The following is a 26,454-nucleotide window of genomic DNA, read 5'->3' as shown; positions in this document are numbered from 1 at the left end:
AGATGCCTGATGGGTCTCCACGGCCTTGTACGTGGTCGCACATGGTCGTTTGCCGACAATGATGATCTCGGCTGTGCCAACGATGCTCCCCACGACCTTCAGCGCGCGCTGACCCCCACCCCCAACCCCTCCCCGCAAGGGGGAGGGGAGTGCAGCACCGCCAGCCCTGCGAACGAGTTCTAAATATGCCCGACCTCCTTCTCGAACTGTTCTCCGAAGAAATTCCTGCGCGCATGCAGGCCAAGGCGGCCGAGGATCTGCGCCGCATGGTCACCGACAAGCTGGTCGCCGAGGGTCTCGTCTATGAGGGCGCCAAGGCGTTCGCGACGCCGCGGCGGCTGGCGCTGACCGTGCACGGCATCCCGGCGCGGCAGGCGGACCTGAAGGAGGAGCGCAAGGGCCCGCGCGTCGGCGGCGCCGATGCCGCGATCCAAGGCTTCCTCAAGGCGACCGGCCTGTCCTCGATCGAGGAGGCCACGATCCAGCGCGATCCGAAGAAGGGCGATTTCTACGTCGCGCTGATCGAGAAGCCCGGCCGCGCCACGCTCGACGTGCTCGCCGAGATGCTGCCGGTGATCATCAGAACGTTCCCCTGGCCGAAATCGATGCGCTGGGGCAAGCGCTCGGAGCGACCGGGCGCGTTGAACTGGGTGCGGCCGCTGCACGCGATCACCGCCACGTTCGGCCTGGAGACCGAGGAGCCGGACGTCATCGGCTTCGCCGTCGACGGCATCGAGGCGGGACAGACCACCTACGGCCATCGCTTCATGGCGCCCGCGCCAATCTCGGTGCGGCGCTTCGAGGACTATGAGGCCAAGCTGCTCGACGCCAAGGTCGTGCTCGATCCTGACCGCCGCAAGGACACCATCGTTACCGACGCCAAGCAGCTCGCTTTTGCGCAAGGCTATGAGCTGGTCGAGGACCCCGTGCTGCTCGACGAGGTCGCGGGCCTGGTCGAATGGCCGGTCGTGCTGATGGGCTCGTTCGATCCGGAGTACCTCAAGGTCCCCGGCGAGGTGATCCGCGCCACCATCCGCAACAACCAGAAATGCTTCGTGGTGCGCGACCCCAAGACCGGCGGGCTGGCGCCAAAGTTCATCCTGACCGCGAACATCGAGGCCACCGACGGCGGCAAGACGATCATTGCCGGCAACGAGCGCGTCATCCGCGCCCGGCTGTCGGACGCGAAGTTCTTCTATGAGACGGATCTGAAGACGAGGCTCGAGGACCGGCTGCCGAAGTTCGAGCAGATCGTGTTCCACGAGAAGCTCGGCACCCAGGCAGAGCGCATTGCGCGGATAGAGAATGTGGCGGCGGTGCTTGCCAAGTTGGTGCGCGCCGACGTCGAAAAGACGAAACGGGCCGCAAGGCTTGCAAAAGCCGATCTCTTGACAGAAGTCGTTGGCGAGTTCCCAGAAGTACAGGGTCTGATGGGCAAGTACTATGCGCTCGCTCAAGGTGAGGACCCGTCCGTCGCCGCCGCTTGCGAGGAGCACTACAAGCCGCAGGGGCCTGCCGATCGTGTGCCGACTGATCCTGTTTCGGTTGCGGTGGCGCTCGCGGACAAGCTCGACACGCTGGTTGGATTCTGGGCGATTGACGAGAAGCCGACGGGATCGAAAGACCCGTATGCTCTGCGCCGCGCGGCGCTGGGCGTGATCAGGCTGATTTTGGAAAACGAACTTAGATTTCCGTTTGGAATCGTTCTGAGACTGTTGAATACGATGGCTTCGCTGAGCCAGTCTATCGAAGGGAGAACTGCCGACATCGAACGAGTAATGAGTGTGGCAGAGCAAGTCGGCTTGCTAGAGGCTGTCGAGCCCGGACTGGATAATGTCCTGGAGAAGCGCATTCAATCTCTTCGCCATTGGGATCCGTATCTTCAAGAAGCCCAAGGTGGAGATGAGAAGAAGGCCGAGCTGATACGCAAGGAAGTAGACGAGCGATCGTCTAATCTCCTCTCCTTCTTCGCCGACCGTCTCAAGGTCCAGCTCCGCGAGCAGGGCGCGCGGCATGATCTCGTCGACGCCGTGTTCGCGCTCGGCGGTCAGGATGACCTGCTGATGGTCGTCCGCCGCGTCGAGGCGCTCGGAAAATTCCTCGACACCGACGACGGCAAGAACCTGCTCGCCGGCACCAAGCGTGCGTCCAACATCCTTTCGATCGAGGAGAAGAAGGACAAGCGCAAGTTCGACGGCACGCCGGATGCTGCACTCTACAAGCTCGATGAGGAGAAGGCGCTGGCGAAGGCGATCGGCGAGGTCGCGGCGGACGCCGGCGCTGCCGTCGCCAAGGAGGACTTTGCCGCCGCGATGCACGCGATGGCGAAGCTGCGGCCGGCGGTCGATGCGTTCTTCGACAAGGTGAAGGTCAACGATGACGACGCCAAGATCCGCGAGAACCGGCTGAAGCTCTTGAACGAGATCCGCAGCGCGACGCGTGCGGTGGCCGACTTCTCAAAAATCGAGGGCTGATCGCCCTATCGCAACGTAGGGTGGGCAAAGGCGCTGCCGTGCTATCCCCACGTCCCGCGATCGCAATGGCGCCGTGCCCACCGTCTCGCAGCGGAGTTGCTGCCGAATGGTGGGCACGCTGCCGCCTTCGGCGGCCGCTTTGCCCATCCTACAAGTTACGCGCCAATAAAAATTAGCCCTACCCGGCGGGGGGAACCGGGCAGGGCCTTTTACATCTGGCCGCTTGCGGGGGCGTTGGCGACCAAATGCAGCTCTATAACTATTCAACGACCTGAATGATCCGCCGCGATCGCGGTTCGACCAAGACAGTTTCGCCGTTGACCACGGTGTAGCGATAACGTGTCGCACCGAAGCGCTGCGGAACGTCGTAATATGTAACACCGGACTCTGGCAGCAGGGTGCCAACAACGACGCGATCGGGGATCACATAGTTGGGAACACGCTCGCGCACGACATATTCGCGAAACTCCGGCCGTCGCTCGACCGTGATCACTGGAGCGTCCTCCTCGACCACGACGCTGCGCCCGACGCCCGTCGTGTAGGATTGCGCCTGTGCGGCCGCCGGAATCACGAGTGCGGCCACGAGGGCAGCAAGGGTGAGATGGGTTCGCATGGGACGGGACTCCTGAGCTGTTGATCGCTGAGAGAGACCGGCGCGTGCCGGCACCTGCTTCCCAATGCCGGCAACAGGTCATCGTTCCGCGCAGGGCGACGTGGAACCGGCGGCATTTTTGCGGCAGATTCAGCGGTGGGGGAACCGGAACTCGTGCCGTGCGTCTCCTATTCCGCCACGATGGGCCAGGATAAAGTCCGGCCAAATCGAATCGCCCCAGCCTCGTCCTTCAATCATTCAGAGTTCACCGATGACCCTGACCGTTGCCCATATCTCGCCGATCATGTCCGTGATCGCCGGCGTCCTGATCCTGATCATGCCGCGCCTGCTGAACCTGATCGTCGCGATCTTCCTCATCCTGAATGGCCTGATCGGCATGGGCCTGCTGAAGTGGCTGCACTTCTAGTCCCCAGGTTCTAGTCCCAAGGTCGGGAACCCCCGAGCTTGCGCCGCGGCGCCCAAAGTGGTGTAAGGCGCGCGATTTCTCCTCCCATTTGCGGATCGAAGCACCTCATGGCCAAAGCGGTAGCGAAGTCTAAGAAAGTTACAGCGAAATCAAAGCCTTCCAAGCCGGGCAAGGCCAAGACCGCAGCACTCGCTCCACCGCGCAAGGCGCTCAAGACGGCGTCGAAGCCCGTCGCCAAGGCTCCGGCCAAGGTCGCGGCCAGGTCTGCACCGAAAGCGCCAGTGAAAACCGCTCCGAAGAAGCCGGCCAAGACGGCTGCCAAGCCGGTCGCCAAGGCTGTGAAGGCGTCGGCTGCGAAGGCCCCGGCCAAGAGCGCGGTCACCGCGATCAAGCCGAACAAGTGGGTCTACACCTTCGGTGACGGTAAGGCCGAAGGCAAAGCCGGCCTGCGCGACCTGCTCGGCGGCAAGGGCGCCAATCTGGCCGAGATGGCCAATCTCGGCCTGCCGGTGCCTCCGGGCTTCACCATTCCGACCTCAGTCTGCACCTACTTCTACGCCAACGACAAGACCTATCCGAAGGAGCTGCAGTCGCAGGTCGACAAGGCGCTCGACTACATCGGCAAATTGACCGGCAAGAAGTTCGGCGATCCGGAGAACCCGCTGCTCGTTTCGGTGCGCTCCGGCGCCCGCGCCTCGATGCCGGGCATGATGGACACCGTGCTCAATCTCGGTCTCAACGACCAGACGGTGGAAGCGCTGGCCTCGCTGTCCGGCGACCGCCGCTTCGCCTTCGACAGCTATCGCCGCTTCATCACGATGTATTCGGATGTCGTGCTCGGCTTCGAGCACCATCATTTCGAGGACATCCTCGACAGCTTCAAGGACACCCAGGGCTATCAGCTCGACACCGACCTGAGCTCCGAGGACTGGGAGATGCTGGTCGGCAAATACAAGGACGCGGTCGCGCACGAGACCGGCAAGGACTTCCCGCAGGACCCGCACGACCAGTTGTGGGGCGCGATCGGCGCCGTCTTCTCATCCTGGATGAACACGCGCGCGGTGACCTATCGCAAGCTGCACGACATTCCGGAATCCTGGGGCACCGCCGTCAACGTCCAGGCCATGGTGTTCGGCAACATGGGCGACACCTCGGCCACCGGCGTCGCCTTCACGCGCAATCCCTCGACCGGCGAGAGCAAGCTCTACGGCGAGTTCCTGATCAACGCGCAGGGCGAGGACGTCGTCGCCGGCATCCGCACCCCGCAGGACATCACCGAGGACGCGCGTCGGGAGTCCGGCTCGGACCGGCCGTCGATGGAAGTCGCGATGCCCGACGCCTTCCACGAGCTGACCCGCATCTACACGCTGCTCGAGAAGCACTACCGTGACATGCAGGACATGGAGTTCACGGTCGAGCGCGGCAAGCTGTGGATGCTGCAGACCCGCAGCGGCAAGCGCACCGCCAAGGCGGCGCTGCGCATCGCGGTCGAGCTCGCAAATGAGGGCCTGATCTCGCAGAGTGACGCCGTGCTCCGCGTCGATCCGGCCTCGCTCGATCAGCTCCTGCATCCGACCATCGATCCCTCCGCCAAGCGCGACGTGGTCGCCACCGGCCTGCCGGCCTCGCCGGGCGCTGCATCCGGCGAGATCGTGTTCTCCTCGGACGAGGCCACCAAGCTGCAGGCCGACGGTCGCAAGGTGATCCTGGTCCGCATCGAGACCTCGCCGGAGGACATCCACGGCATGCACGCCGCCGAGGGCATCCTCACCACCCGCGGCGGCATGACCTCGCACGCCGCCGTCGTCGCGCGCGGCATGGGCAAGCCCTGCGTGTCCGGCTGCGGCACCATCCGCGTCGACTACGGCCGCGGCACGATGAGCATCGGCTCCCGCACCTTCAAGACCGGCGACGTCATCACCATCGACGGCTCCGTTGGCCAGGTGCTGGCCGGCCGCATGCCGATGATCGAGCCGGAGTTGTCCGGCGAGTTCGGCACCCTGATGGGCTGGGCGGATGCCGTGCGTGAGACCGGCGTGCGCGTCAATGCCGATACGCCGGAGGATGCGCGCACCGCGATCAAGTTCGGCGCCGAGGGCATCGGCCTGTGCCGCACCGAGCACATGTTCTTCGAGGAGACGCGCATCCGCACGGTGCGCGAGATGATTCTCTCCGAGGATGAGCAGGAGCGTCGCGCCGCGCTCGCCAAGCTGCTGCCGATGCAGCGCGCAGACTTCGTCGAGCTGTTCGAGATCATGAAGGGCCTGCCGGTCACGATCCGCCTGCTCGATCCGCCGCTGCACGAGTTCCTGCCGCACACCCAGGCCGAGGTCGAGGAAGTCGCCCGCGCGATGAACACCGATCCGCGGCGCCTGGCCGACCGCGCCCGCGAGCTGTCGGAGTTCAACCCGATGCTCGGCTTCCGCGGCTGTCGTCTCGCCATCGCCTATCCGGAGATCGCCGAGATGCAGGCGCGCGCGATCTTCGAGGCGGCGGTCGAGGCCGAGAAGCGCACCGGCGAGGCCGTCGGCCTCGAGGTCATGGTGCCGCTGATCGCCACCAAGGCGGAGTTCGACCTGGTCAAGGCGCGCATCGACGCGATGGCGCAGGCCGTGATCCGCGAGACCGGCGCCAAGCTGGAGTACCAGGTCGGCACCATGATCGAGCTACCGCGCGCAGCGCTGATGGCCGGCCAGATCGCGGAGGCCGCCGAGTTCTTCTCGTTCGGCACCAACGACCTGACGCAGACGACCTACGGTATCAGCCGCGACGACGCCGGCAGCTTCCTCGGCGCCTACGTCGCCAAGGGCATCCTCGAGATCGATCCGTTCATCTCGATCGACCGCGAGGGCGTCGGCGAGCTGGTCAAGATCGGCGTCGAGCGCGGCCGCGCCACGCGACCCAACCTCAAGGTCGGCATCTGCGGCGAGCATGGCGGCGATCCGGCCTCGGTCGCGTTCTGCCACAAGGTCGGCATGAACTACGTGTCGTGCTCGCCCTACCGCGTGCCGATCGCGCGCCTCGCCGCTGCGCAATCCGCGCTCGGCAAGGAGATCGCGAGCCAGGCCTGATCCTGCTGCGATCGATCTAATCCTGATGAAGGCCGGCACATGTTGCCGGCCTTTTTCATTGGTGAGGGTTCGTCGCGATGGGGCGCGCACGTGACGCAAGGTGCACTTCTTCTCCACCACCGCCGTCATTCCGGGGACGCTCCGGAATGACGAGTGGAGAGAGCGAACGTCGCAGTTCCGATGGAACACTCCGCCTCATGATGTGCAGATGATTTTCATTCACCGCATCTGTTGACTGAATGTTCACCGTTCTCGTCGGTGCGCTGTTTACCACACATATCGATCGCTCGGCGCTCTGCAACTTCCCCGCTTGCCTGTTTCACAATTGCAACGCGGATTAACTCCTCGGCAACCTAAACCCGATACGAAGAGAGAAGATCGAATTGCACGGAAGCACTGTTGTTCGGTCGATCCAGTAAGCGTTGCGTTGAGCGTATCGATGTTAGTTCTGCGTCCCGATCCGAAGGGCGCGCGATTTGCGTCCTTCGGACTCGGTCTCTGCGTCTTCGCTCTGATGCCGACAGAGACCGGGTATCAAGACATCGCTTCTCTGCTCGCCCGCCAGCCGGGCGTCGCCGAACGCTGGCAGAAGCGTGTGTTCTCGGCTGCGGCCTCCATTCAGCTCGCCACCTATAGTTTCGGTCGTCCGATCGGAACCTCGGCGCCGCAGGCGGTGAGCATCCGCCTCGCAAGCCTCGATGGGCGCGATCTCGACATCACCGGATCGACGCCGCGCAATCCGGCGCTGCAGGTTCCGCCACGCTATCAGGCCTCCGACTTCCCCAAGGTCGATCGCACGCTGAAGGGCGATCGTCTCGTCGTGCGCCCCCCGACGCCGTCGGCGCAGCCGACCGAATCGGCCGCGCCCGTCGAGCCTGCGCCCTCCGAGCCCGCACCCACGCCATCGACGCAACCGGATTCGAATTCCTCGGTGTTCGGCGCCAAGACGACGGAAGCGCCGGCGCAGGCGCCACTCCCGCAGCGTTCTGCACTCGATCCCGAATTGCAGGAGGCGCTGAGCGCGCCGCCGCTCGTGCAGTACGACGCGGCGAAGTCCGAGATCCAGCCATCGGGCGAGCTGAAGCCTGCAGCCGACCAAATTCTGGCAGATGGCGCCGTCAGCTATGACGGCCTCAACATCAAGACGTCCAATCTCTATTTCGGCACGTCGTCGTTGGGCGTTGCCGCCGGAACCATGGAGACATGGCTGCCGGGCGAGGCGCCGCTGATCGTGATGCCGGATCCGGACCTCAAGCCGATGGCGGTGCTGTCACATCCGGCCGACGATGCCGCCAAGGCCGGCGAGAGCATCGCGCCGAAAGGCGAGGTCAACACCGACAATCAGCGCGACAGGACTCCGGCCGAACGGTTGAGCCTCACGGACGAGAAGGCGCGCTTCAAGTCCGAGAAGTGCCTTGCCGAAGCGATCTATTTCGAATCCCGCGGCGAGGCGGTGCGCGGCCAGATGGCCGTGGCGCAGGTCGTGCTGAACCGGGCGTTCTCCGGCTATTATCCGACGACGGTGTGCGGCGTCGTCTACCAGAACAAATACCGCCACTTCGCCTGCCAGTTCACCTTCGCCTGCGACAACAATCCGGATGTGATCCGCGAGCCCGAGATGTGGGATCGCGCCAAGAAGATCGCGAAGGCCATGCTGGACGGGCTGATCTGGCTGCCGGAGGTGGGCAAGTCGACCCACTATCATGCCTATTGGGTGCGGCCGTCCTGGGTCGCCGAGATGAAGCGCATGTACAAGTTCGGCGTTCACACCTTCTACCGGCCGAAGAAATGGGGCGACGGCAGCGACGCGCCGAGCTGGGGCACGCCGCAGCAGACCGCGGCCATTTCGGCCGAGCTCACCGAGGCCGCCAAGAGCGAGGCCGAGAGCAATCCGAACTGGATGCGGCGCTAATCATCTAGCGACGCGTCGCATTCCACTCGAGAAAGCGGCGATACAACTCGGTCTGGCGCGCCTGGTCCGGCGGCGTTGCGGCCGCCGGCTTTGCCGTGACAGGAATGCGCGGGGACGGTGCGGCGGCCGCGACCGGCTTCGACGGTTTAACGGTGGCCGTAGTGGCCGCCGGAATCCGTGTCGTCCCATCGAGCCATTCCTGCGCGGCCCGGAACCTGGTCCAGCCGGCGACCGGCGCGCGCGGCGCCATCTCCTGCCATTTCGGATGGAAGGGAGGCCGCTGCAGCTGCGACATGCGCGAGAACAGCGACTCGACCAGCAGCGACAGCCGGCGATCGCGGTCGCTTCCCGGCTGCCAATTATACGACGCCAGGATTGCCTCTGCTGCGATCGTTTCCACCGACTCGGAATTGGAGATCAGGTTGGGGTAGTCGTCCGCGGTGAGCTTGGATGGAAGGTAATCCTCGCGCAAGGTCTTGTCGTAGCCGACCGGGACGAGATGCAGATTGGCATCCGTGATCTGGCTGAGCCAGGGCACCGGCTTGCCGTCGACCGCAATCATCGCGTCGATCTCCCCCTTGCGCAACATTTCGAGCGCGATGCGTGGCTCGATATAGAGCAGATGCGGCTTGATCTCGAGCCGCTCGAACACGTTGATCGCGGTCACGAAGGTGCTGCCGTCCGGCAGGTCGACCGCAACGGTCTTGCCGTCGAGCTCCCGCATGGTGCGGATCGATCGCGGTGCCAGAACATGCATTTCCTCGTTGAACATCTTGGTGACGTAGACGAGCTGATTGCGGATGTTGCTCGCGAAGTCCTTGCGTTCGAGATAGGACAGCGTGTCCTTGCGCACGATTCCCACGTCGACGCCCTTGAGCATGAGGATGTCGGCCACCGCCTGAACCGAGCCGCTGCCGAGGACCGGCATGACCCGCAGGTTGATGCCGTCATTGAGGACCGAGGCGACGTCGGCGCCCATCTGGGAATAGGTGCTGCCATACGAGCCCGTCATCAGGCTCACCGTATTGGCGTTGAGCTGGCTCGCGAGGTCCCGCTTGGCCGACGCATAGCGGAAGATCGCCTTGAAGGAATCGCTGACCGCCCCCGGGTCGATTCCGCTGCGCACCGGCCCGAACCGTTCCCAATGGCCATCGACGAAACGCTTCATCTGCATCTGCTCGATCGGCGCGTGGTCGCTGGCGCTGGTATTGGCGACGATCCCGGGAATCAACATGGGAATTGGCGTCCCCTTCAAGGAACGCGCCTGCCTCATGATGTTGTCGCGGGAGAAGTCGTCGCCGCAATTGCGCAGGACCGCAACCATCAGGTTGGCAAGCGCGTAGCCCACGATTCCCAAGCTGTTGTTCTTGCTGATTGCAGGCGCGTAGCGATCCATGAACGCGGACCACTCGGCGAAGCCGGGATCGCCGCCCTGCACACCGCCCTCGTACAGGATGGTGGCGGAAAGCAGTCCTTCCGCGTTCTGCAGGCCTGCAGGCTGCAGCACGGTGGCAACCGAATCCGAAACCGTGGGGATGATGTGCTCGGGTCTCCAGCCGAGCTCGGCGAGGCGGCGGATCGCGAGCACCGTGAATTTCGGGGTGCTGACGTCGACCAGGATGTTGGCTCCGGCGGTCTTCAGCTTCGCGATCTGCTGATTGATGTCGGCATCGGTGACCGCGTAAGCCGCTTCCGCGACGATCGGCAGCTTGCCGCCGAGCCCGTCCTTCAAACCCTTCAGATAGTCCTTGCCGAACTCGTCGTCTTGATAAAGCACACCGATGCGCGTGCCACCGGCATGTTGCTCGAGCAGATATTGCGCGTGAATATGAGCTTCAATCTGGTAGCTGGGTTGCGCTCCCATGGTCCAAGGATAGTCGCGAGGCTGATCCCAGATCGAGGCGCCGGAGCCGACGAACAATTGCGGTATCTTGTTCGCGTTGAGATAAGGCCGCACCGCCGCGCTGGTCGCTGTTCCAACGCTCGCAAAGATGACGTCGACCTTGTCTTCCTCCACCAGCCGTCGTGTCAGCTCCACCGTCTTCTGCGGATTATAGCCGTCGTCATAGGAGATGTAGGTGATCTTGCGGCCCCTGATCCCGCCCTCGTCATTCACCTTCTGGAAATAGGCGGAGATGACCTTGCTCACGCTGCCGTAGGCGGCCGCCGGCCCGCTGTAGGGCGTCGTATTGCCGATCCGGATCTCGCCCTCGGCAGCACGCGCCAGGCCTGGCACGGCGGCAAGCACGAGGAGCAACGCCACGGTCGGAGAACCCGGCGCGCCAAGCAGCCGAGGACCACGGGGCGCCGACGACAAGGCCGGTTGCAACAGACGATCAAACATTCCCATCATGGACCTCATCACGCAACACAACACTTTGCGGGGACGCGCGTCGCCCGCACGACACCATCGACCAGGATCCGGCGGTCCGCGCCCCGCCGCAATTCCTGCGCAGCGACCGGCGTGAGACCGCGCTGGATCACCCGGTTTCGAAGCTCGGGTCACTCGAGCCGCCGTCGAGCCTCGAGTGACCCGAGTTCGGCGGCTCTCGCGTACCAGGCGCGGGCCTTGGCCGGATCGGGCGCGACGCCAACGGCTTTCAGGTTGGACAAGATCGCGGGGTCATAGGTGCCGGCCAGCGTCAGTGATGCTTCGGCGTCCGCTTCCGCGACATGCGCCAGGATCAGGCGGGCACTCGCAACGTCGCCCGCGCCGATGAGATCGCGTCCGCGCTTCAGCATTTCGCTGATCTCGTTCTTGGTCAGCGCAGACGCGGCCGCCGGTGCAGGGCTCCTGGTCGCGATGGTCCGAGATGCTTTCGGCGGAATTGACTGCGGGGTCTCGCCTCCGCCCGGAGCCGGCTTGACGATCGGGACCGACGCCACGATCGAATCGGCCCGTCCGATCGTGTGCGCCGCGGCGTCCAGCGATGCTTGGCCGTCATCGGATTTCGATTTCCCCGCTGTCCCGAAGTTTCGGGGAGACGATGAAGCGGTCGCTTCAGACTTCGTAACTGTTTCAATGTTCGGAGCCTGCATGATGCGCACCGCAAAGAACGCGAGGCACGCAAGCGCGGCCACTGCGGCACCGAACCGGAAAACAGAATCGAATTCGAGCCGTTCGGGCGGAGGTGGAGGCATCACGACGGGATCGAGTGAAGGGATCTGCCAGGATCGGTCCGCTTCTGCTGGCGCCATTGGCATCGGCGCATCGTCAACCGCTGAAGCGGTTTGCCACCACGGCCGGGAGAGATCGGTGGCCGCATCCTCATCAGGCGCAGACGTCGCATGCGCGAGGCTGTTGGACAAAGCGGCAGGCTTTGCCGGGCGCCAACGTTCGCTCTGCGCATCACCCACGGTGATCCGCGATCCGCTACTCCGCAATAAGGAACTCATCCTCAACTACTCCTGCGGACACGCGCCATCGCGTCGCCCCGCAACACTCCCTGGACCGTTTGGCGCCTTTCTGCTCGGCGACTCGGCTTCCAAACCGGCGGCGAGACCGATGACCGAATCTATGGCCATGCCAAGCGGTGAATCGGCGATCTGGCAGCCGTGAATTCCCATTTCCTCGTCAGCAGGACGGACAAAACGCGCGCTACTACTTGAGCACCGCTAAATTTCGACCATCTCTTTTTCTTATTTGTACAGGTTCTGCGGTTCTTTTGCCGAAATCATGGCGAACCTGTCCAGCCATTTAGTTGGTGCTGGTAAATGCCGTCGGCGCCGGGGCGCACGAGATAGTGCGGCGGCGTCTGGCCGAGAACGATCTGAAGCCATGGCGCAGGAGCATGTGGCGTATCCCCACAGATCGATGCGAATTAGTTGCGCGCGTAGAGGATGTGCTCGATCCGTGCGGCGATTCGCATCAGCGTCAGCCGGTGATCTGCTTCGACGAAAGGCCTCGTCCAACTCATTGGCGAGGGCCGCTCAGATCGTGCGCGTGATGACTACGAGCACCAGCGCAACGGTACGGCCGATTTGTTCGTCCAGCGCCCGCGGATCAATGGATGCACGCGGCCGACACGGCACGCACTAATTACATCGTGCCTGCTCCCAAATACCGGCGAGGCAGCAAATAACAACGAGTCGTAATATCTTTATTGGGCGACGATGGCTGCTTCGTCATGAGCACCGTCATTCCGGGACAAGGCCGCAGGCCCTGAACCCGGAATGACGGTGATCACGAATGACGGTGAAAACGCGACTGCCGAGCTCCGTCGTGACGCAGTCGGATCAGCTCTTGCTACGCGCTCAACGGCCGCGACTGCCGCGCCGTCGGCCGTGCCGCGAGCTCGTCGGCGATCTCGCGGGCAGCGGCCAATGTGGTCATCGTCCGCTGCGCGAAACTCGGATTCTCCGCGGGGCAGTCGGCGCGGCAATGCGCACCGCGGCTCTCGCGCCGGCTCCAGGCCGCGGTGGCGATCAGCAGCGCGGCGCTCGCCATGTTGCGCAGCCTCGGGCTGCCGGCGTCGCGCTCCATCCTGGCAATCGCGGCGATGGCCTCCGCCAGCCGCTCCTCGTCGCGGATGACGCCGAGCTGCGCCGTCATCGTCTCGCGCAGCGAGCTCGCCGCAGCGCCGGCACAGGGGCCGGCCGGATCGGCGAACGCAATGTCCTGTAGCGTGGAGGGCGCGGTGAACGTCCGGCCGGAGATATCCTCGGCGATCCGCTGGGCGAACACCAGCGCGGCGAGCAGCGCGTTGCCGGCGATGTGGTTGGCGCCGTCCGTTGCCGTCGCGGCGACTTCACCCGCCGCCCAAAGCCCCTCGATCGAGCTGCGGCCCTGCGCGTCGACCGCGATCCCGCCCATGTGGAAATGCGCCGCCGGCGCCACCGGAATCGGCTGCCGGGTGGGATCGAGCCCCGCGGCGGTACAGGCCCGGTGCAGCATCGGATAGCGTTCGGCGACGTCGTCATCGAGCACGTCGCGTGCGTCGAGAAAGGCGCCGCGTCCGGCGATGATCTCGGCCATCACGCCGCGCGCCACCGTGTCGCGCGGGGCAAGATCGACCAGCGGATGGCGCGGCAGCATGAAGCGCTGGCCGCGCCGGTTGACCAGGATGGCGCCGGCGCCGCGCAGGCTCTCGCTCACAACCGGCGCCGGATCGTGACCGGTCATCATCGCGGTCGGATGAAACTGAACGAACTCCGGATCGGCAATGACCGCGCCGGCGCGCGCAGCGATGGCGAGGCCGATGCCGGTGGCGTGCGGCGGATTGGTGGTCGTGGCGAACAGACGGCCGATGCCGCCGGTGGCCAGCACGATTGCCGGCGCCGCGATCAGCACCGGCGCGGCCGCATCGTCGTCGGTCGGCCGCAGTTGCAGGCCACGCACCGCGCCGTCTTCCGTCAGCAGCGCGTCGGCGACATGGCCCTCGATGATGCGGATCGAGGGCGTTGCGCGCACGGCTTGAGACAGCGCGGTGATGATCGCCTGTCCGGTGAAGTCTCCGCGAACGCTGAGAATCCGTCGCGCGGTGTGCGCAGCCGCACGAGACGTCGCCAGCCTGCCGCTGTGATCACGATCGAAAGCCACGCCGAGGCGGACCAGGTCCTCGATTGCAGCCGAAGCGTCGCGCGCGAGCGCCAGCGCAGCCGTCGCGTCGACCAGGCCGCCACCGGCAGCGATCATGTCGGCGGCATGGCTATCGGGGCTGTCGCCGGATGAAACCGCTGCCGCGATGTCGGCCTGCATCGTCGCGCCGAACGAGGCCTCACCCAATGCGGTCGCGGAGATCAGCGTGACCGGCTGCGGTGCGAGCTTCAGCGCGCAGAACAGTCCGGCAACTCCGGCACCAACGATCACGACGCGGCCGGATGTCTCGATCTGATCGTGGTCCATGTGATGTCCAAATTCCACATTCCGTGCGCATGTGTACCGCGGTACCTGTTAGTTCTTCTTCAGAGACTTCCTTCGCTGTTTATCGGTGTTTGGCGACAAATAGCGGCTGTTCTGAAGGTCACTCTCGCACAGGATGAAACGTCGTTTGCGACTCGCGCACCAGGACGTTTCGCGCCGGGACAAGGACGTATGAGCGAGTTCCGCTGCGGGAACTCGCTTCGGATGACATGGACTCATGGGTGGCCGCCGCATCGAAATTTTTCATGGTTGGGTTCCGCTTTTGAGCTTGGGAGTTAAATGCAAATGCATTAATCGGAAGGGTGCGGCGGACAGTGACCGCAGCAGGGGAGGACACGGATGTCGGTACAGGCAGGCGATCTCGGCACGGCCTCCCGCAGCCAGAGCTGGCGGACGCCGGTCGTCATCATCGTGTGCGGCTGCGCGATTGCGCTGCTGAGCTTCGGTCCGCGCTCCAGCCTCGGCTTCTTCGTGCAGCCGATGAGCCGTGAATTCGCCTGGGGACGCGACGTGTTCGCGCTTGCGGTAGCGGTGCAGAACCTGTTGTGGGGGCTCGGTCAGCCGCTCGCCGGCGCGATCGCCGATCGTTTCGGCGTGATGCGCGTGATCTGTGTCGGCGCGCTGCTCTATGCCGGCGGCCTGCTGATGATGCGCTATTCCAGCTCGCCTCTGTCGCTGAACATCGGCGCCGGCGTGCTGGTCGGCTTCGGCCTGTCGGGCTGCTCGTTCAATCTCATCCTGTCGGCGTTCAGCAAGCTGTTGCCGCCGGAGCGCCGTGGTGTCGCGCTCGGCGCCGGCACGGCGGCCGGCTCGCTCGGCCAGTTCCTGTTCGCTCCCTTCGGCGTCGCGCTGATCGACCAGTTCGGCTGGCAGAGCGCGCTGATGGTGTTCGCGACGCTGATGCTGTTCATCGTGCCGCTGTCGCTCGCCGTGGCGACGCCGCCGGCGGCCGAGGCCAAGCCGTCGGAGGCCGAGCAGCAGTCGTTCACGACCGCGCTGATGGAGGCGTTCGGCCACCGCTCCTACGTGCTGCTGGTGCTCGGCTTCTTCACCTGCGGCTTCCAGCTCGCCTTCATCACCGTGCACCTGCCGGCGTTCCTGGTCGATCGTGGCCTGTCGGCGCAGGTTGGCGGCTGGGTGATCGCGGCGATCGGCCTGTTCAACATCATCGGCTCGCTCAGTGTCGGCTGGCTGCAGAGCCGGCTGCCGAAGCGCTACATCCTGTCCTTCATCTATTTCACCCGTGCGCTGGCGACGCTCGCCTTCATCTCGTTCCCGGTCACGGCGGCCTCCGCGATCGCCTTCGGCGCGGTCTCCGGGCTCGCCTGGCTCTCCACGGTGCCGCCGACCTCGTCGCTGGTCGCGATCATGTTCGGCACCCGCTGGCTCGCCACGCTCTACGGCTTCGCCTTCGTCAGCCACCAGGTCGGCGGCTTCCTCGGCGTCTGGCTCGGTGGCATCGTGTTCGAGCGCTACGGCTCCTATACGCCGATCTGGTGGCTCTCGATCCTGTTCGGCGTGCTGTCGGCGCTGATCAACCTGCCGATCGTCGAGAAGCCGGTCGCGCGTGCCGTTCCCGCGACCTGAGTTGCGCGGCCGACCCGATCGGCTAAACATGGCGTGAGACAAAGAAAGCGCAGGGAGTGCCGCTGTGGGAACGTTCAAGGCGATCCGGATCGACAAGGCGGACAAGGGAACGACCGCGACGCTGACGCAGTTCGATGAAGCCGAGCTGATGGACGGTGACGTCACGGTCAAGGTCGAGTGGTCGGCGCTGAACTACAAGGACGGGCTGGCGCTGACCGGCAAGGCGCCGGTGGTCCGGCGCTTCCCGATGATCGCGGGGATCGATTTTGCCGGCACGGTCGAGCAGTCCAGCCATCCCGCCTGGAAGCCGGGCGATGCCGTGATCTGTACCGGCTGGGGCATGGGCGAGACCCATCTCGGCGCCTATGCCGAGAAGGCGCGGGTCAAGGGCGATTGGCTCGTCGGCCTGCCACAGGGCCTGTCGGCCCGGGATGCCATGGCCATCGGCACCGCCGGCTTCACGGCGATGCTGGCCGTGCTGGCCCTGGAGAAGCACGGGCTGACGCCGGCCAGCGGGGCAGTGGTGGTGACGGGCGCGGCCGGCGGCGTCGGCTCGGTGGCGACGGCGGTGCTCGCCAAGCTCGGCTACCACGTGATCGCCTCGACCGGCCGCCTGGCCGAAGCCGACTATCTCAAGTCGCTCGGTGCCGCCGAAATCATCGACCGCAACGAGCTGTCCGGGCCGGCCAAGCCGCTGGCGAAGGAGCGCTGGGCGGGCGGCATCGACAGCGTCGGCTCGCATACGCTCGCCAACCTGCTGGCGATGACCCAATATGGCGGTGCCATCGCCGCCTGTGGTCTCGCTGCCGGCATGGATTTGCCATCGTCGGTGGCGCCATTCATTTTGCGCGGCGTATCCCTCCTCGGCATCGATTCGGTGATGTGCCCGCTGCCGGCGCGCAAGGCGGCCTGGCAGCGCCTCGCCACTGATTTGGATCGCGCAAAACTAGCTGAAATCACTCACGAAATTTCCTTGGACCAAGTGGCGTCGCTGGGGCTGCAGATTCTCGCGGGCCAGGTCCGCGGCCGTACGGTGGTAAGAATATCCTGAGGATGTTCAGACTTTTCAAACCATGCTGCTCCATTGTTGCCATGGTTGGTATGGTAAGCATGGGGTAAAGATACCGCCTTACCCGCTGCGTTGGGTTAAGTGGGAGTTTGATGCATGCTCGCGCGTATATTGCTGGGGACCGTGACCGCCGGTGCCGTGATTGCTCCTGCGGTTGCGGGTTCGATGACAGCCGACGAGGCCCGCAAATTCGTCGCCGGAAAGGTGTTCGCCTTCACCTGCGTCGACGGCACCCGTGGCGCGGGCCGCATCCTCGACGACATGGGCGCGGCGGGCGCGGTGCAGTTCTCCGGCTCTGGCCCGGTGCGTCATATCCGCCTGCCCGGCAACACCCTGCAGATTCGCGGCCAGAACGTTTGCGCTGCCATCAAGGGCATGCCGTTCGAGCCGTGCTTCAACCTCGACAAGAAGGACGACCGCAGCTTCCGCGGCTCGGTCTCCGGGCTCGGCGCCTTCGCCTATTGCGACTTCCAGCATCAGGGCGGAGCCACCATGCTGATGGCGCGCGCCGTGGCGCGGCCGCGCGCCGCGCGCGCTGCTGTTCCCGCTGCCGACGGCTTGCACACCGAAGTGGCGGCGCGGGTCGAGACCCCGCGGGTGGAGCGCAGCAAGGTAGAACCCCTGAAGGCGGATCCTGCGAAGGCCGCCAAGGCGGAAAGCGCGAAGCCCGAAACCGCCAAGGCCGAAAACGCGAAGACCGAAATTACCAGATCCGATAACGCGAAGTCGGATGCGGCGCCGGAGCTGCGTCGCTCGACCGATTAGTTGTTAGTTCACCGACTATTGAAAAACCAGTCCCCTATTAACATAGAGCAATATTTTAAGCTGACCGCACGTTAGTGGTCATTGCGCCGTAGTCGTACGGAATCTTAAATTCATGCCTCGGTAGTGACTCGTGTGCAGTTTGCAACCAGGGGGGTGGCCCACGAGAAAGGGTCGTTATGTCGCTTTATTTCTTCCGAATCAGCCAGGGCCGCTATTCTGGCGCTGCTGATCAGCCTTATGAATTCGCCAACCGGGAAACCGCCTGGAACGAGCTGACGGCTGTCTGCTCCGACCTGATCGGTGGCATCTCGAAGTCGTTGCAGCAGGGGGCCGAGTGGCAGATGGAGCTGCTCGACGAAGCCAAGCAGCCAGTGTTCCGGATCCGCCTGATGTCCGAAGCGGTCGGCTGAGTTCCAACTGTCCGGGTGATTGCGCCGCTGGCCATCGGATTCGAGGTCCGGTGCGCCGTGGCGCCAATCCGCTGAGGGCGTGTTCTCCGTCCGTCACACTTCTCGCGCTCAGACGGCGTTTGTGATGTTGCCGAACGCAGTTCGTGGTTTTGCTTCCACACGATCCGTCAACGGTATCGGGAGATCCGGTGCCTCGGGCGCCGGTTCAGGAGCACCGCGCCGTCCCTGAGGGCCATCATTTTACGCGCATTGTCAGTAATCTTACGGTTCCAGCATTAACCTCCGATAAGCCTGTTTCGCGCCCAATGAGGTCGTCAGAGACGACATGCGGGTTCGGAATTTTCGGAGCCCTCTGATCCTCTGACCTCGACCGCGCAGCGCAGCGCAGACCTGGATGTTCGGGCCGTCTCTGGCGCTGGCAGAACGCGGCCGAACCACGCAGTCAGCTGGGGTCCTCCGTGTCAACAATGTCCATTCGTACGAAGATCATTTCGGTCATCGCCTTCATGCTCTTCACCATGTGCGGGCTCGGCGTGCTCGCCGTCACCAGCATGCAGTCGATCAACGTCAACACGGTCGACATCGCCACCAACTGGTTGCCAAGCGTGCGCGCGATCGGCGAGCTGCGCGCCGACATCAACCTGCTGCGCATCGCCTTGCGCGCGCATGTGATGTCGGAGACGGCCGAGGCCAAGCAGGCCGCGGAGAAGCGCGTCAACGGAATCCTTGAGACGATCAACAAGGACCGCAAGACCTACGAGCCGATGATCACCTCGGCCGAGGAACGCGCGATCTACAACAACTGGGTGCAGTCCTGGGAGAAGTACGTCGTCGCCGTCAAGCAGGTGATGGACGAATCCAACAAGAGCGTCGGAAAGATCCCGCACGAAGCCACCGAAATGCTGGAAAAATCGGCCGCGGCGATCGCGCGCGACGCCGACAAGTATTTCATCCAGGACATCGAGTTCAACAACAAGGGCGCCGACAACGCGACGCGGCAGGCCGCCGAGAGCTTCACGCGTGCGATCTGGCTGGTGGTGTCGATCATTGCCGCGGCCGTCATTGGCGGCATCGCCATCGGTTTCTATCTCGTGCAGAACGTCTCGTCGGGCATTGCGTCGATCATCAAGCCGATGCAGGAGCTCGCCAAGGGCGATCTCGGCGCGGAGGTGACGCATCGCGGCGAGCCGACCGAGATCGGCGCCATGGCCGATACGCTGCAGGTGTTCAAGGAAGCGCTGATCGCCAAGAAGGAGGCCGACGAGCTCGCGGCCCACGATGCCGAGGTCAAGATCGAACGCGGCCGGCGCGTCGACAACATCACCCGCCAGTTCGAGGCGACGATCGGCGAGATCGTGCAGACGGTGTCGTCGGCCTCGACCGAGCTCGAGCATTCCGCCGGCGCGCTGTCATCCACCGCGACGCGCTCGCAGGAGATCTCGACCGCGGTTGCGGCTGCTTCGGAGGAGGCTTCGACCAACGTGCAGTCGGTCGCGTCCGCGACGGAGGAGCTATCGTCGTCGATCACCGAGATCAGCCGCCAGGTGCAGGAATCGGCCCGCATGGCCACCGAGGCCGTCGACCAGGCGCGCATGACCAACGATCGCGTGAGCGAGCTGAGCAAGGCCGCGGCGCGGATCGGCGACGTCGTCGAACTGATCAACACGATCGCCGGCCAGACCAATCTGCTGGCGCTGAATGCGACCATCGAGGCGGCGCGCGCCGGCGAGGCCGGCCGCGGCTTCGCGGTCGTCGCCTCCGAGGTGAAGGCGCTGGCCGAGCAGACCGCCAAGGCGACCGACGAGATCGGCCAGCAGGTGTCGGGCATCCAGGCGGCGACGCAGGAATCGGTCGGCGCCATCCGGGCGATCTCCACGACCATCGAGCGGCTGTCGGAAATCTCGTCGGCGATCGCGGCTGCCGTGGAAGAGCAGGGGGCCGCCACGCAGGAGATTTCGCGCAACGTGCAGCAGGCATCGGAGGGCACGCAGCAGGTTTCTGTGAACGTCGTCGACGTGCAGCGCGGCGCGACGGAAACCGGAACGGCCTCCACGCATGTGCTGGCCGCGGCGCAATCGCTGGCCTCGGACAGCGACCGGCTGAAGCGTGAGGTGGCGTCGTTCCTGGAGTCGGTGCGCGCGGCCTAATCCGACATGGCGCTATGCCGCCGGCTGAGCCGGCGGCGCCTGCTGCTGCCGTCGGAACAGCACCTTCTGGTACAGCCAGCCGATCGCGACCAGCACCAGCCCGAGCCCGATGAACGACAGCGCGCGCCACACGCCGGTCAGCGCCGACATGTCGATCAGGAAGGCCTTCAGGATCGTCAGCGCGATCACGATGGCGGACGCCAGACGGGCGCGTTGCGACTGCACGATGATTCCGATCCCGAGCAGCACCACGCCGAAGGCGAGCCAGGCGATCGAATAGGTGTACTGCTCGGCCGCGCTGGTCGGCCCTGCCGTCAGATCGGGGCCGTGATAGATCCGGCGGATCTCGAGGCTGACATAGGACAGCGCCAGGATCAGTGCGCCCGCGGCCAGCGTATTGCCATAGGCCGGCGGACGGCGGCCTGCGACCGCGTAGGACAACAGCAGCATCAGCACCGCCGGGAACGCATAGGCCAGGATCAGGATGTTGAGCAGGCCGCCCTTGATCGCGACATCCGAGATCATCGGATTCTCGAGCAGCAGCAGCCCGAGCACGGTGGCACCGCCGGCAAAGCCGGTCAGGATCACGGCGCTGATGTTGTGCACGATGCTGCCGCTGCGCTCCCGGAGCCGCTCCAGCCCGATCGCCAGCGCCAGGGCCACGCAGACGTCGAGTCCCACTTCGGCGAGCGATGGCACCGCCAGCATGTCGCCGTCATTGACGGCGTGGCGGATCTCCAGGAAGGCGAGCAGGGTCGTGAACAGGATGGCGGCGGCCTCCACCGCGCGCAGCGGCGCGTCGTCGCCATGGCGGCGCATCAGATAGCTCGCGCCCCAGAACGACGCCGCCGGCACGCCATAGCCCCACAGCAGCCAGTTGACGATCGGCGTGGTGCCGACATCGGCGCCGACGATGCGCGGATCGTAGCCGATGCGCAGCACGACGAGCCCGGCAAAGACGGCCGCCAGCGTGCGCAGGAACGGGATCGGCCGGCTCTCGAAGATCCAGGCGGTGCCGAGCGACATCAGCGCCAGCGCGATCGTCAGCCAGCCCTTCTCCAGCGCGAAGGTCAGCGCCAGCGCCAGCGCGGCCAGCGTGCCGGTCGCGAACAATGCGATCGAGGCGCTGAGGCCCGGGCGCTCCTCGCGCCGGGTCAGCGCCTCGGTGGCGACGGCAAACGCGGCGGCGAGCACGACGGCGACGATCGCGAACGGAATCGAGCGGTCGAGATGGGCGATGCGCGCATAGAGCGCGACAAGAAGCGCCAGCGGCGTGAACACGCCGGCCGCCGACCACACCACCGGCACGACCGCGTTGTGCGAGCGGCCCTGCGCCAGGAAGCCGGCGCCGCCGAAGCCCAGCGCGAAGATCGCCGCCGTCACCAGATGCGACGTGACCGATGCGCCGAGCGGGTTCGGCCCCATCCCGGGCAACGCGCCGCCCGGCAGCACCAGCAGGTCCGGATTGTCGCGCAGCGCCCATTCGGCGAACACGAGGAACACGGTCGCAGCGGCGGCGGCCACCGCGCCGACGGCGCTCGGCGCGCGCCAGGCGACCGCGAGCGTCGCCGCGACCAGCACCGTGAAGCCGATCAGCGCCAGGCCGTCATGGAAGCTCGCCAGCACGACCAGCATGGCGCCGAGCAGATAAACCGCCAGGCCGACGGATGAGATCGGCTCGACCTCGTCGTTCTCGGCGGCGGGTCCGAACATGAAGCCGCAGACCACGATCAGCGCGGCCAGCGCGAAACCAACAGCAACGTGGAAGACATGCGGCGCCACCGTCTCGACGCCCGCGTCGAGTCCGGGCAAGGTCCACAGGAACGACAGCCCGATCGTGGTCATCGCGAGCCAGCGCCACAGCCGCACGCGGGCCAGCGCAAAGGCGGCGGCGGTGACGATGGCGAGGTAGATGTAGAGCGCCCAGTAGTTCGGCTCGCCGGTCGACACCAGCACCGGCGTCGTGAATGCGGCGACGAGGCCGAGCCCGGCCAGCGCCGGGCCGTGCAGCAGCGCCGCCGCCAGCGTGCCCAGCGCGACGATGCCGAGCAGCACGAAGGCGATCGCGGGCGGCAGGAACTCATAGAGCGCGTAGGCCGCGTAGATCGTGGCGAAGGCGACCGCCGTGCCGGCCGCGGTCAGGATCGCCGGAATGTTGGCGATCGGCAGCGCTGCGATCTGCGAGATGCTCTCCTTGCGCCGGGTCCATTCGCCGGCCGCGAGCAGCGCGGCGGCGAACAGCGCGCCGAGCGCGACGCGCACCTCGGGGCCGACGAGGCCGGCCTCGATCGAATAGCGCACCATGAAGAAGCCGCCGAGCGCCAAGGTCAGCCCGCCGATCCACACCACCCAGCGGGTGCCGATGCGCTCCTCGAAGCCGGCCGCAGGCTGCGGCACGGGTGGCGGGGACGCGAGCGGCGGCGGCTGTTCGGCCGCGTCGTCGCTCGCCATCGCCGCGGGCTGGAGAGCAGGCTCGGTCAGCTCCGGCAATGGCGGCGGCATTGGCGGGGCTTCAGCGGGCTCCTGAAGCGGGCTTAGCGGCGGCGCGACCACCGGCGCAGCCGCGATCGGGCGTGCCGCCTCGAGCTTGGCCAGCCGGGCCTGGACCTCGGCCAGGCGATCGGAAATCCGGCGCGCGAAGGCGAGCGCCGCGAACGCGACCAGCAGCGCGATCCAATCCAGGGGCCAATCGAACATCACGCGGGGAATCCTCAATCGATGGCGCCGATGGGCGTCAGGGGTGGAACGCGCCGGCCTGCGGGTGGACCGCTGGCGCAGCGAATCGGCCGACGGCCCACGGCGGGTCACCCGATGGCCGTCGTTCCCTCTGTGTCAAACCGCGGAACAAAAGTTCAAGGCGCGCCGGTACGCGGCTCCGCCGCGTCGCAACTCAGTCCAGATCGATCCGGAACGGCGCGCTGTCGACCATCATGGCGCCGGGCCCGATCGCGTCCAGCGCGCGCACCATGCGCCCCTGGCGGCCCAGTGCCCTGTCGGCCAGGCTGACGATCAGCCGGTTCGGCGAGGCGATCGGCGAGGCCTGGCGGATCGCCCAGGCGATATCGAGCTCGTCGCGATTGGGGTTGAGCGCGCAGGCCGTGGCGAAGGCGCTCGCGGTGGAGCGGCTGATGCCGGCATAGCAGTGGATCACCAGCGGCGCCGCACGATCCCAGCCGCGCACGAACTCCAGCACCTGGGCGACGTGATCCTCGCTCGGCGCCATGAAGCCCGGAAGCTGCTCGGTGATGTCGTCGACCGAGACCCGCAGATGGTTTTCGGGGCGGATCGTCTCCGGCCGCTTCACCTGCTCGACATTGGCCATGATGGTCAGCACGTGGCTGGCGCCGGTCAGGCGCACGGTCTCGGGCAGGGCGGCGAGTGAGCAGACGTGGATCATGGCGAGCCTTTGGAGGCCCGATTATACGAATGGGGGCACAAGGGCAAAAGCGGGTTTTGGATGTCTGCTGTCGGGCTGGCGCATATATGCGCCGACAGCCCTCAGCGCGTGTTCTTGAGCTGCCGCAGCTCCTGGCGAACCAGATGGGCCTTGCCTTCGATCTCCGCGTTCAGTCGCTCGAGATGGTCGAGGAGCCGCTCACGGTTCTGGGGGGCGATCTCGACCGGTTTCTCGGACCAGGGCCGGCGCACGAACAGGGCCACAATGGCGACGGCCAAGGCGGTCAGAAGCGGAAAGCTCAGGGCAACGAGCTGGTGCAGGGTCATCGAAGACCTCCCAGGATCCACTGACCCAGCAAATGTATGAGCACTCCGGTGATAATGCAAACGACGCCCGACCCGTAGATCAAGCCCGCGGGGGTGCTGGGCGGCAGCACCCCATAGACGAACTGGGCAAGCGGCACGAACGTCCCGGCGGTGACGATGGCCGTCGCCAGCGTGTTGACCCAGTTGGCCGCCAGCTTCAGCCGTTCATTGCGGCGTTCGTCCGGCGTCAGCGGCATCTCAGCACGACCCCAGCACCGCGTGGAAACGGGTCAGGAACTGCTTTTCGGCCTTGGCCGCGCTCCAGGGCGTCAGATAGTCCGTCACGGTGGCGTCCGGCAGGCCGGGGTCGCGACCGAACAGCTTCTTCGCCTCGCTTTCCGAGAAGCCGGCGAGGCGGGTCGCCTCCAGAAAAGCGGCGCCGCGGTCGGCCGCCTTGATCTGGCGCTCGATCTCAGGAGCAATCTCCGCCGGCAGCCCGAAGCGGATGTGGATCGCCCCGAGCAGCCGCTTCTCGACGCTCTTGTAGCCGTCGCCGAGCACCGCCTTGAACGGCGAGATCATGTCGCCGATGACGTATTCCGGCGCATCGTGCAGCAGCGCGGCGAGCCGCAGCCGGGCATCGATGTTCGGCTTGCGCGCGCGCATCACCGTCTCGACCAGCAGCGTGTGCTGCGCGACCGAGAAGATGTGCGCACCGGTGGTCTGGCCATTCCAGCGCGCGACACGCGCGAGCCCGTGGGCGATGTCGGCGATCTCGACATCGAGCGGCGAGGGATCGATGAGGTTGAGCCGCCGGCCGGACAGCATGCGCTGCCAGACGCGGTCGTGCCCGCTCGGGGCCTTGTCAGTCGTCATTTGGGAGGCTTGAGGCGTGGGGTGCGGCGCTTGCCGCTGCAGGTCTCGTGGCAGAAGCAGGTGACGAGATGGTCGTTGACCATCCCGGTCGCCTGCATGAAGGCGTAGACGATCGTGGGACCGACGAACTTGAAGCCGCGCGAGGCCAGCTCCTTGGAAATCTTGATCGACAGCGGTGTCGAGGCCGGCACGCTCGCGGTGGTCTTGAACTGATTGACCTTGGGCGCCCCGTCCATGAAGTTCCACAGCAGCTTCGAGAAGCCGGGGCCCTTGTCCTGGATATCGAGCCAGGATTTCGCGCTGAGAATCGTCCCTTCGATCTTGGCGCGGTTGCGCACGATGCCGGCATCGTTCATCAGCGCGTGGATCTTCTTGTCGGTGTAACCAGCGATCTTCTCCGGCTGGAAATCGTCGAAGGCACGGCGGAAATTGTCACGCTTGCGCAGGATCGTGATCCACGACAGCCCGGCCTGGAAGCCGTCGAGGATCAGCTTCTCGAACAGCGCGCGGTCGTCATATTCCGGCACGCCCCACTCGGTGTCGTGATAGGCGACATAGAGCGGATCGCTGCCCGGCCAGGGGCAGCGCGTCAGGCCATCGGGATGGACGACAGCAGCACGACCCATGAGACCGGCTCAGGCGACCGTCTGTTTCGGCGCGCCCTGCAGCGCGTCGGGATCAGCGATGCGCAGAACGAGGCCGCCGGCGGTGAGCGGCGTTCCCGCCTCCAACGCCTCGGCGGCGCGGTCGATGCGCAGCAGCGCCATGCCCTTCTGCGCGGCGGCCGAGCCCATGGTGCCGACCGACTTGTCGCCGGCCAGAATCGGCGTGCCCGGCTCGGGACTCGGCCCGTCGAGCAGCACCTTCGCCGCGCGCGTGCGCGTCGTGCCGCGATGATGCATGCGGCTCACGACCTCCTGGCCGACATAGCAGCCCTTGCCGACGTCGACGCCGTGCAGCCGGTCCATGTTGGTCTCGTGCGGGAAGGCGTCGCCGTACATGAAGTCGAGCCCGCCGCGCGGCACGCTGCAGTCGATACGATGCGCCTCATAGGCGTCGGAATCGACGATCTCGGCGCCGAGCCGTGCGGCGATCTCCGCGAGCGCCTCCTGCGGCGCAATGACGCGCGCGCCGAGGCGCTCATGACGCGGATCGACGAAGCTCGGCTCCGGCGTGGCGCCGATGGCGCCATCCCAGACCGCGATCACGCCGAGCTCTCCGGAGCGATTGCTGACCGCGACCTTGGCCCTGAGCTTGTAGAGGTTGAGCTTGTCGGTGAGCGCCTGCGCCAGCGCGCGCGGACAGTCGAGCAGGAAGCGCTCGCCGGCGTCCGTCGCCGGCACCTGCGCCACCAGGAAATCAACGATGATCTTGCCTTGCGGCGTCAGCAGCGCGCCGAACCGGGCCTCGCCGGGCGCGAGCTTGGTGACGTCGGTGGTGAAGAGACCGTTGAGGAACTTGCGTGCATCGTCGCCGCTGACCTGGACCACGCCCCGGTCGTCGAGAAACGTCGCCTTCATCCGAAAAACCTCTTGCGACAGGCCGCACTGAAACGTAAG

Annotated in this window: 20 protein-coding genes; 9 read left to right on the top strand and 11 right to left on the bottom strand. The window is 65.7% G+C overall.

Features of this window, described 5'->3' with window-relative positions; all coding sequences use genetic code 11:
* Positions 1-185: 185 nt before the first annotated feature.
* On the top strand, positions 186-2,474 hold the full coding sequence (gene glyS, locus QW868_RS15280; RefSeq protein ID WP_316230851.1) for a glycine--tRNA ligase subunit beta: 2,289 nt from the start codon (positions 186-188) through the stop codon (positions 2,472-2,474).
* Positions 2,475-2,733: 259 nt separating this feature from the next.
* Here glyS and QW868_RS15275 read toward each other — a convergent pair whose 3' ends face one another.
* The gene (locus QW868_RS15275) at positions 2,734-3,087 is read right to left on the bottom strand and encodes a DUF1236 domain-containing protein (RefSeq protein ID WP_316230850.1); all 354 of its coding nucleotides are present in this window, start codon (positions 3,085-3,087) and stop codon (positions 2,734-2,736) included.
* A 250-nt stretch (positions 3,088-3,337) separates the two neighbouring features.
* On the opposite strand from QW868_RS15275, the gene QW868_RS15270 reads away from it, so the two are divergent.
* The 3 genes from QW868_RS15270 to QW868_RS15260 all read left to right on the top strand — a co-directional run bounded on the left by QW868_RS15270 (position 3,338) and on the right by QW868_RS15260 (position 8,476).
* The gene (locus tag QW868_RS15270) at positions 3,338-3,493 is read left to right on the top strand and encodes a DUF3096 domain-containing protein (protein ID WP_012042558.1); all 156 of its coding nucleotides are present in this window, start codon (positions 3,338-3,340) and stop codon (positions 3,491-3,493) included.
* Positions 3,494-3,600: 107 nt separating this feature from the next.
* Positions 3,601-6,564, top strand: a complete 2,964-nt coding sequence (gene ppdK / locus QW868_RS15265; protein ID WP_316230849.1) for a pyruvate, phosphate dikinase — start codon at positions 3,601-3,603, stop codon at positions 6,562-6,564.
* 439 nt (positions 6,565-7,003) lie between these two features.
* Positions 7,004-8,476, top strand: a complete 1,473-nt coding sequence (locus QW868_RS15260; protein ID WP_316230848.1) for a cell wall hydrolase — start codon at positions 7,004-7,006, stop codon at positions 8,474-8,476.
* A gap of 4 nt (positions 8,477-8,480) precedes the next feature.
* On the opposite strand, the gene QW868_RS15255 is transcribed toward QW868_RS15260, so the two are convergent.
* From QW868_RS15255 to QW868_RS15240, 3 genes are all read right to left on the bottom strand, one after another.
* Positions 8,481-10,826 carry an ABC transporter substrate-binding protein gene (locus QW868_RS15255; protein WP_315757114.1) on the bottom strand — a complete coding sequence of 782 codons (2,346 nt, stop codon included), beginning with the start codon at positions 10,824-10,826 and terminating at the stop codon, positions 8,481-8,483.
* A 152-nt stretch (positions 10,827-10,978) separates the two neighbouring features.
* Complete coding sequence (locus tag QW868_RS15250; protein ID WP_315739970.1) at positions 10,979-11,872, bottom strand: hypothetical protein; 894 nt, start codon at positions 11,870-11,872, stop codon at positions 10,979-10,981.
* Between the two features lie 850 nt (positions 11,873-12,722).
* A complete protein-coding gene (locus QW868_RS15240) occupies positions 12,723-14,321 on the bottom strand; it encodes an L-aspartate oxidase (protein WP_315739971.1) in 1,599 nt (532 codons plus the stop codon).
* Between the two features lie 357 nt (positions 14,322-14,678).
* Between QW868_RS15240 and QW868_RS15235 the strand changes: the two genes are divergently transcribed.
* From QW868_RS15235 to QW868_RS15215, 5 genes are all read left to right on the top strand, one after another.
* Positions 14,679-15,926: an MFS transporter gene (locus QW868_RS15235; protein ID WP_315757070.1), complete on the top strand. Its 1,248-nt coding sequence runs from the start codon at positions 14,679-14,681 to the stop codon at positions 15,924-15,926.
* 64 nt (positions 15,927-15,990) lie between these two features.
* On the top strand, positions 15,991-16,977 hold the full coding sequence (locus tag QW868_RS15230) for an MDR family oxidoreductase (RefSeq protein ID WP_315813699.1): 987 nt from the start codon (positions 15,991-15,993) through the stop codon (positions 16,975-16,977).
* Positions 16,978-17,091: 114 nt separating this feature from the next.
* Positions 17,092-17,760, top strand: coding sequence for a hypothetical protein (locus QW868_RS15225; protein ID WP_316176818.1), 669 nt, complete (start codon positions 17,092-17,094; stop codon positions 17,758-17,760).
* Positions 17,761-17,936: 176 nt separating this feature from the next.
* Positions 17,937-18,170 (top strand): DUF6894 family protein, encoded by a 234-nt coding sequence (locus QW868_RS15220; RefSeq protein WP_315739975.1) that lies wholly within the window; start codon positions 17,937-17,939, stop codon positions 18,168-18,170.
* Between the two features lie 458 nt (positions 18,171-18,628).
* Positions 18,629-20,317, top strand: coding sequence for a methyl-accepting chemotaxis protein (locus tag QW868_RS15215; RefSeq protein WP_315813698.1), 1,689 nt, complete (start codon positions 18,629-18,631; stop codon positions 20,315-20,317).
* Between the two features lie 12 nt (positions 20,318-20,329).
* On the opposite strand, the gene QW868_RS15210 is transcribed toward QW868_RS15215, so the two are convergent.
* The 7 genes from QW868_RS15210 to QW868_RS15180 form a co-directional block, all read right to left on the bottom strand.
* Positions 20,330-23,014: a DUF2339 domain-containing protein gene (locus tag QW868_RS15210; protein WP_316230847.1), complete on the bottom strand. Its 2,685-nt coding sequence runs from the start codon at positions 23,012-23,014 to the stop codon at positions 20,330-20,332.
* Positions 23,015-23,207: 193 nt separating this feature from the next.
* Positions 23,208-23,714 carry a tyrosine phosphatase family protein gene (locus tag QW868_RS15205; RefSeq protein ID WP_315739978.1) on the bottom strand — a complete coding sequence of 169 codons (507 nt, stop codon included), beginning with the start codon at positions 23,712-23,714 and terminating at the stop codon, positions 23,208-23,210.
* Between the two features lie 101 nt (positions 23,715-23,815).
* Positions 23,816-24,040, bottom strand: a complete 225-nt coding sequence (locus tag QW868_RS15200) for a hypothetical protein (RefSeq protein WP_315739979.1) — start codon at positions 24,038-24,040, stop codon at positions 23,816-23,818.
* Positions 24,037-24,276: a hypothetical protein gene (locus tag QW868_RS15195; RefSeq protein ID WP_315717219.1), complete on the bottom strand. Its 240-nt coding sequence runs from the start codon at positions 24,274-24,276 to the stop codon at positions 24,037-24,039. The genes QW868_RS15200 and QW868_RS15195 overlap by 4 nt, the downstream gene beginning before the upstream one ends.
* Before the next feature lies 1 nt (position 24,277).
* Positions 24,278-24,895 carry an HD family hydrolase gene (locus tag QW868_RS15190; protein WP_315757075.1) on the bottom strand — a complete coding sequence of 206 codons (618 nt, stop codon included), beginning with the start codon at positions 24,893-24,895 and terminating at the stop codon, positions 24,278-24,280.
* Positions 24,892-25,521 (bottom strand): DNA-3-methyladenine glycosylase I, encoded by a 630-nt coding sequence (locus QW868_RS15185; RefSeq protein ID WP_315773940.1) that lies wholly within the window; start codon positions 25,519-25,521, stop codon positions 24,892-24,894. The genes QW868_RS15190 and QW868_RS15185 overlap by 4 nt, the downstream gene beginning before the upstream one ends.
* Positions 25,522-25,530: 9 nt before the next feature.
* The gene (locus QW868_RS15180; RefSeq protein ID WP_316230846.1) at positions 25,531-26,415 is read right to left on the bottom strand and encodes a folate-binding protein; all 885 of its coding nucleotides are present in this window, start codon (positions 26,413-26,415) and stop codon (positions 25,531-25,533) included.
* Between the last annotated feature and the right edge of the window lie 39 nt (positions 26,416-26,454).

The organism is Bradyrhizobium sp. SZCCHNR1051 (genome assembly GCF_032489615.1).
Classification (GTDB): domain Bacteria; phylum Pseudomonadota; class Alphaproteobacteria; order Rhizobiales; family Xanthobacteraceae; genus Bradyrhizobium.
Note: the sequence above shows the minus strand (reverse complement) of the source record. Positions and strands in the feature narration are given on the sequence as shown.

What these genes read in the sequence shown, in the direction of transcription:
- glyS (WP_316230851.1), top strand. Translation starts at nt 186, where the DNA reads ATGCCCGACCTCCTTCTCGAACTGTTCTCCGAAGAAATTCCTGCGCGC.
- QW868_RS15275 (WP_316230850.1), bottom strand. Translation starts at nt 3,087, where the DNA reads ATGCGAACCCATCTCACCCTTGCTGCCCTCGTGGCCGCACTCGTGATT.
- QW868_RS15270 (WP_012042558.1), top strand. Translation starts at nt 3,338, where the DNA reads ATGACCCTGACCGTTGCCCATATCTCGCCGATCATGTCCGTGATCGCC.
- ppdK (WP_316230849.1), top strand. Translation starts at nt 3,601, where the DNA reads ATGGCCAAAGCGGTAGCGAAGTCTAAGAAAGTTACAGCGAAATCAAAG.
- QW868_RS15260 (WP_316230848.1), top strand. Translation starts at nt 7,004, where the DNA reads ATGTTAGTTCTGCGTCCCGATCCGAAGGGCGCGCGATTTGCGTCCTTC.
- QW868_RS15255 (WP_315757114.1), bottom strand. Translation starts at nt 10,826, where the DNA reads ATGGGAATGTTTGATCGTCTGTTGCAACCGGCCTTGTCGTCGGCGCCC.
- QW868_RS15250 (WP_315739970.1), bottom strand. Translation starts at nt 11,872, where the DNA reads ATGAGTTCCTTATTGCGGAGTAGCGGATCGCGGATCACCGTGGGTGAT.
- QW868_RS15240 (WP_315739971.1), bottom strand. Translation starts at nt 14,321, where the DNA reads ATGGACCACGATCAGATCGAGACATCCGGCCGCGTCGTGATCGTTGGT.
- QW868_RS15235 (WP_315757070.1), top strand. Translation starts at nt 14,679, where the DNA reads ATGTCGGTACAGGCAGGCGATCTCGGCACGGCCTCCCGCAGCCAGAGC.
- QW868_RS15225 (WP_316176818.1), top strand. Translation starts at nt 17,092, where the DNA reads ATGCTCGCGCGTATATTGCTGGGGACCGTGACCGCCGGTGCCGTGATT.
- QW868_RS15220 (WP_315739975.1), top strand. Translation starts at nt 17,937, where the DNA reads ATGTCGCTTTATTTCTTCCGAATCAGCCAGGGCCGCTATTCTGGCGCT.
- QW868_RS15210 (WP_316230847.1), bottom strand. Translation starts at nt 23,014, where the DNA reads ATGTTCGATTGGCCCCTGGATTGGATCGCGCTGCTGGTCGCGTTCGCG.
- QW868_RS15205 (WP_315739978.1), bottom strand. Translation starts at nt 23,714, where the DNA reads ATGATCCACGTCTGCTCACTCGCCGCCCTGCCCGAGACCGTGCGCCTG.
- QW868_RS15200 (WP_315739979.1), bottom strand. Translation starts at nt 24,040, where the DNA reads ATGACCCTGCACCAGCTCGTTGCCCTGAGCTTTCCGCTTCTGACCGCC.
- QW868_RS15195 (WP_315717219.1), bottom strand. Translation starts at nt 24,276, where the DNA reads ATGCCGCTGACGCCGGACGAACGCCGCAATGAACGGCTGAAGCTGGCG.
- QW868_RS15190 (WP_315757075.1), bottom strand. Translation starts at nt 24,895, where the DNA reads ATGACGACTGACAAGGCCCCGAGCGGGCACGACCGCGTCTGGCAGCGC.
- QW868_RS15185 (WP_315773940.1), bottom strand. Translation starts at nt 25,521, where the DNA reads ATGGGTCGTGCTGCTGTCGTCCATCCCGATGGCCTGACGCGCTGCCCC.
- QW868_RS15180 (WP_316230846.1), bottom strand. Translation starts at nt 26,415, where the DNA reads ATGAAGGCGACGTTTCTCGACGACCGGGGCGTGGTCCAGGTCAGCGGC.